Below are 5,539 nucleotides of genomic sequence, written 5' to 3' on the forward strand. Positions count from 1 at the left end.
TCGACCGTCGAGAGAGGAAAGTGCGGCAGCGGTTCGCCGCAATCGTGACTAGCCAAGGTTCGAGTGGGCGACGTGAATCAACCCTTGGGATCGCCATGGCGGCACGTCGAAACGTCTCTTGGGTTACGTCTTCGGCGTCGTGGTGATGCCCGAGATAACGCAGGCAAACTCGATAGACCATTTGACGATGTCGCCGAAAGATCTCCGTGAACGCGGCTTCGTCTTGATGTTGGCATCGGTCGACCAAGGCGGCGTTGGAAAGTACCGCGAATGATTGTGTGTGCGGGCTCATCAGGGAATGCCGTGAGGGATTCGAGGTGTTTCGAGTGCGTGCGGCGGGCAGCGACGTTGCCGATTCATTGAGGCGTTGTGCCAGCGGTGCGCTGCCTTGCAAACTCTACGCTGTAAAAGCCAGAGAGTTTTGCAATTCGCTCAATCAGTCCGCTGAGACGGCAGAACACCGCCCGTCGAATTCAGGATCGGCCGGCAGCATCGATGAACCGCTCTGCCGATTTGGCTCGTGAATCCCTGGGACGGTTTCTGGTGTTCCCTCAATACACAAAGGATAGACGATCCCGCCGAAGAAGTCGCAGTGCAAGCTTGCTGGATCTGCTTGTCGGCCCCCACCCCATTTCGCCAACCACGGTCTGAGCACGTGATGGTTTGACGCCCGGCAGGAGCCCCGCGGCGTTTCGAACAATCAATTCGGCCGGCGAGAGTAGCGAACACGACCGGAACGCGGCTCGCAGAGGAACCGTCCGGGTTGTATTCGGGGCGTTTGGAAACGTCACCACCCCACGGGCAGCTTATCGACCGCTGAAGAAACGCTTCAACGCGTCGTCGGCGGCGTCCCGCGAGCTTTCCTGCATGGCCTTTTTCATGCCGGCAGGAAGTTTGCCTGGTTTCTGCTTTTTAGGCGGAACGAACTTCTTCGACTTGTCGGCGTCTTCTTCAACGCCCGTGTCCTGGGTCGCGTTGATGTCTTCTTTGGCCTTCGTATCGTTTGCTCCGGCGAGTGCCTCGCTGACGGACAGGTCGTCGCTGTCACCGCCACTCGCCGATTGCATTTCGTTGAGCGTCAGCTGGCGAGTTTCCGGATCGTTCATTTTGCGAACCCGATCGATCGCGTCGGCTTCATCGAGCCACGAGCTGACATCGACCTCTTCGAACTTGCTGTCCGAGGACCCTTCCTCGCGAGTTCGGCTGACGGCGTCGGCGACGCTTCGGACCTCTGGTTTTTTGGCAGCCTGCAGGCCGTGCTCGATTACCAACGCAAAAGTCAGCTTGCCGATGCGAAGGATATCACCGTCCTTAAGAACCTTTGCTTTGTCCGGCGGTAGTCGTTTTTCGTTGACAAAGGTGCCGTTGCGGCTCTTCAGGTCCTGGATCAACACACGTCCTTTTTGGACGGCGATGATGCAGTGCTTTCGACTGACGGATTCACTCTTGGGACGAAGTTGGCAGGAGTCGCTTCGGCCAATCACGAATTTCTCCTGGCCGATTTCGATTTCCTTGCCCTGAAGGCTGCCGGTTTGAACTCGTAGTCTGATTTTCATGTTTACCCTTCGCGAACGACGAAGATTCTCCCAGGGGGCATCCCCGGAGTGGACGCTGTGGCCCGGAATGGACGCTGTGGCCCGAGTGGACGCTATGGCCCGGAATTAACGCTGTGGTCCCCCAGAACGGTGAGTGAACGTTCTGACGGCCGGTAGATCCCACGTAATCCGCGTTCAATGCCTCGTCTGAAGGTTTGCTAACCCGCAGCTCACCGTACGACAAAATCAAGACAACATCTCAGTCGCTAGGACGACGCCCTTCTGCCACATCATAGTTGCCTTACCGACGCATTTCCGCCTTCGATTCTCGATAGCGTAGATGATTCGTCCTTTGGTCGCCACTGCGGGAAAGATCGCACACGCAAAATACTACCTGAATACTCCAATGCCCCACCCGTTTTCACGGGTAACAATCACTGGGGCGCCTTCGCATGTCGTCTATTGACATTCGTCCCAGGTACCGTCTGACGCAGTATTAGCAATTGGAAACACCCAGTGCAACGCAGTTACAAAGCCGCGATTGGGTTTTGCCCCCAGGCGGGTTGCAAATGAACACTGCCCGGTGGGTGGCTAGGTTCGTGTGTCTAGGCGGGTGCCGTCGAAGCGGAAGTGCATCGGTTTTTCGGTTCAAAAAGCCGGCTATGGAGCGTGCGTCTTCCCGGCGATCGCAGAGTCCGGGAGTGGCACCGGCAGTTCGACGCCCCAAGGTGAAGGATTCATGGCGGATGAACTTCCATGGGGTGGATGCGATCGCGCGGCAACGAGGTGCGTCCATCGTCGCGGGCGGGGTGGGGACGGCCTGCTCTCTCACCCTTTGCCGTGCTGGCATTCGTGAGGGCTGGGCTCCCTAAAGAGACGAAGAAAAAAATCTCTTTAAAAACTAAAAAATATCCCATCGGCCGAATCGGGATCCGTTTTCCTACCGTGATCCCGCCCACAGTGATCCGCAATCGGTGCGTGCCTGGGATCGCCGATTCATCTGCCGCAGGAACTCCCGCGGCGATTCGTGTTTGTCTTCGACGGATCCGATCTCCGTAGCCGGCTTCATCAGAATCCAGACCACTGAGTATCAGACCACCGAACAAACGCCACCAATGTTTCGCGACATCGGCGACATCATTGTTTCAAACGCTCTAGTACTTCATGTCAACTTGATTTTCGGGTAGTGGACGAGGCGACGAGTCCTTGATGCGCTAGTCACGTAAGGTGATTCCTTGCGTCATCCACTACGATTCCACCCGAAAGCCACGCTGCAGTGGAATACTAGGCGGGAGGATTGAGTTCCTGCAGCGACTTTCCGAGACGTTTCTGTGTGGTGCCCTTTCTCGCGACGCGTTTGCGTTTGGTCGGCGAGGAGGAACGGCCCGAAGGCTCGTTGAGCAACGCGCCGATCTCAGGGTTTACTTCCGAGGAAGCATCGGGAGTGCCGATTTGCTCGACGGCATCGCTGACGCCCAGCAACACAGATTGTCGGACGCCGTCGCGGAGCCAATCGAAAAAGTTGAAGTTCATGGTTGGTCTTTCGAAAACGGATGCGATATAGAGAGATATGTCGGGCGGGTCGAGGCAAATGTCGAACGCGAGCACGTCCAGGCCACACCGCCCGTGAGTGGTTAGCATCTGGCTTTTAAGAAAGCCAGAAGTCCGATGTCCATAGCGCAACTCGAAGAAAGCGGGGTAACTTCGCGGCAAATTCGTGCGGCGCTGAACCGCACGCATCTCGCGCTGGGCAGTTTTTCTGGCGATTCGGTTTGCAGATGCGGTCTGCGATGCCGGAGTACATGCGACCGGCCGGGGGGCGACGACCAATCGCACGCGCCGCTTTCGGGATTCTCCCGCGACTTTCCCTCACAACGCCGTTGTGACGATTTTGCTTGTTTGGTAGCTTACGTGGCTAGGCTTCCGAGCCGCTAATCCGGTCCGTTTCAGCAAACTCCTTTAACCCCCTCGGGACGAATCTCCCGCGAGCTAATTGGCCGGTGCTCGCCTGTTTTGGTTCATCCCTGGTAATGATTCATGGTCAACCGCAACCTCATCCGCTCACTAGAAGACGACGACATCCTCGAAGATTTGGCCCTGATGGCTCCGGAGGACGAAGTCGAAGAATGGATGATCGAGAATTTTGCTGCGGAGCAGCAAGACTACAACTCAGGAAACATCGTCGAAGGCCGGATTGTCGAAATCAATGACGAGTGGGCACTCGTCGACGTCGGCTTCAAGAGCGAGGGCACCGTCGGACTCGACGAATGGGGCCCTGATGAAGACACCCCGAAAGTTGGCGATACGGTCAAAGTCCTCATCGAAGAGATGGAGGACGAACTCGGCGCCGCCGACGATCCTTACGGCATGATCTCGCTGAGCAAGCGAAAAGCCGAGAAGATCATCGAGTGGGAAGAGATGATGGAAACGGTTGCCGAGGGCCAAGTGGTCACCGGTACCGTCATTCGCAAGATCAAGGGCGGTTTGCTGGTCGATATCGGCGTCAACGTCTTCCTGCCGGGCAGCCAAGTCGATATCCGGCGTCCGGGCGACATCGGCGACTTCATCGGTCGCGTTGTTCAAGCCGAAGTGCTCAAGATCGACGACACCCGTCGCAACATCGTTATCAGCCGTCGTAGCCTGATTGAACGTCAACGCGAAGAAGACCGCACCTACCTGATGCAGGAACTGGAAATTGGCCAGATCCGCACCGGTATCGTCAAGAACATCGCCGACTTCGGTGCGTTCGTCGACCTCGGCGGCATCGACGGCTTGCTCCACATCACCGACATGGCGTGGGAACGAATCGGTCACCCAACCGAAATGGTTTCGATCGACCAAGAAATCGAAGTCAAGGTTCTGCACATCGATCGCGAGAAGCAAAAAATCGCTCTCGGTTTGAAGCAGAAGGATCGCAACCCGTGGGAAAACATCGAAACGAAGTACCCTGTCGAGTCGCGTCACCCTGGCGAAGTCGTCAACGTGATGAGCTACGGTGCGTTCGTCAAACTCGAACCGGGCATCGAAGGTCTCGTCCACATCAGCGAAATGAGCTGGACCAAACGAGTCAATCACCCGAGCGAGTTGGTCAACATTGGCGACAAGATCGAGGTCATGATCCTCGGCGTCGACCCAGAAGGCCAGCAGCTTTCGCTCGGTATGAAGCAAACGCTGAAGAACCCATGGGACGAAGTCCTCGAGAAGTACCCAGAAGGCAAGGACGTTACCGGCAAGGTGCGTAACCTCACCAACTACGGTGCGTTCATCGAACTCGAAGAAGGCATCGACGGACTGTTGCACGTCAGCGACATGTCGTGGACCCGCAAGATCGCTCACCCGAGCGAAGTGCTCGAGAAGGGCCAAGAACTCGAGTGCCGGATCCTCAGTGTCGACGAACAACGTCGCCGGATCGCTCTCGGTCTGAAACAACTCGACAACGACCCATGGGATGGCGACATTCCAGACAAGTATCAGCCTGGCCAATTGGTCAAAGGTGAAGTCACCAAGATCACTAACTTCGGTGTCTTTATCGGCCTCGAAGACGGCCTCGAAGGTCTTCTTCACGTCAGCGAGTTGGCTGAGCACAAAGTCGATGACCCTGAAGAAGTCGTCAAAGTCGGTGACGAGATCGAAGTCAAAGTGCTTCGCGTCGATACCGACGAACGCAAAATCGGTCTGTCGCTCAAACGAGTCGATTGGAGCGAAGAGCAAGAGAAGTCAGCCGCTGCCGCAGAAGCCGCCGAGTCCGGCGTGCCTGCGACGCTCGACGAAGGCAACCTCAAAGGTGGTCTCGGAAGTGCCGGCCCTCTCTTCCCAACCGGTGGCGACGACTCCTGAGTTTGAGTTCAAACTCTTGTTAGCAACCTAGCGAAAAGCCCGATCGGATTCCCCGGTCGGGCTTTTTTAATGGCCAGCCCCACGTTGCCTGGGCTCTCGGGATGTCGATTTTTACGACTGACGGTTTCCCGAGCCGTGAAGTGACGACCGCGAAAGACCGAGCGACA

At 56.7% G+C, this 5,539-nt stretch carries 4 protein-coding genes; 1 reads left to right on the plus strand and 3 read right to left on the minus strand.

The annotated features are described in order from the left end of the window. The 3 genes from RSSM_RS08325 to RSSM_RS08340 all read right to left on the minus strand — a co-directional run. A partial coding sequence (locus tag RSSM_RS08325; RefSeq protein ID WP_044301822.1) for an RNA polymerase sigma factor occupies positions 1-292 on the minus strand: 292 nt, incomplete at its 3' end. A 514-nt stretch (positions 293-806) separates the two neighbouring features. Further along, the gene (locus RSSM_RS08335; RefSeq protein WP_044301826.1) at positions 807-1,556 is read right to left on the minus strand and encodes an FHA domain-containing protein; all 750 of its coding nucleotides are present in this window, start codon (positions 1,554-1,556) and stop codon (positions 807-809) included. Positions 1,557-2,819: 1,263 nt separating this feature from the next. Continuing rightward, positions 2,820-3,068, minus strand: coding sequence for a hypothetical protein (locus RSSM_RS08340; protein ID WP_044301828.1), 249 nt, complete (start codon positions 3,066-3,068; stop codon positions 2,820-2,822). 504 nt (positions 3,069-3,572) lie between these two features. Here RSSM_RS08340 and RSSM_RS08345 point away from each other — a divergent pair. After that, positions 3,573-5,372, plus strand: coding sequence for a 30S ribosomal protein S1 (locus tag RSSM_RS08345; RefSeq protein WP_008676593.1), 1,800 nt, complete (start codon positions 3,573-3,575; stop codon positions 5,370-5,372). Positions 5,373-5,539 lie beyond the last annotated feature (167 nt).

Source organism: Aporhodopirellula sallentina SM41 (assembly GCF_000346505.1).
Lineage (GTDB): Bacteria > Planctomycetota > Planctomycetia > Pirellulales > Pirellulaceae > Rhodopirellula > Rhodopirellula sallentina.